Genomic DNA, 264 nt, shown 5'->3' on the forward strand with positions numbered 1-264 from the left:
CCGGACGGGCCATCCGAGCCACAAAGCGTTGCCGATCAGATCTCCGCCTACCTCGTTGGAAACGCACGCTATGGTGATGTGCCGGGCCGTCATGGGCTTGGTCAAGAGGGTGGCGAAATCGAGTTCAACTTCCCGGTCCACCATCCCTGTGACCTTGAGTTTCCAGGTAGGCGGATCGATCCCCGGCACCGTCAAAGCGGTGTCGATGCGGTAAAAGTCCCGGTTCGGGGTGACGAGCGGGCTGATACCGTCCACGGGCAAGGT

1 protein-coding gene is annotated in these 264 nt (G+C 61.4%); it reads right to left on the reverse strand.

Annotation, left to right across the window (positions count from 1 at the left end):
* On the reverse strand, nt 1-264 hold a 264-nt coding region (locus SB764_RS41245), incomplete at both ends, for a molybdopterin-dependent oxidoreductase (RefSeq protein WP_410866933.1).

Source organism: Paraburkholderia sp. SIMBA_027 (genome assembly GCF_046535315.1).
In the GTDB taxonomy this organism is placed as follows: domain Bacteria; phylum Pseudomonadota; class Gammaproteobacteria; order Burkholderiales; family Burkholderiaceae; genus Paraburkholderia; species Paraburkholderia tropica.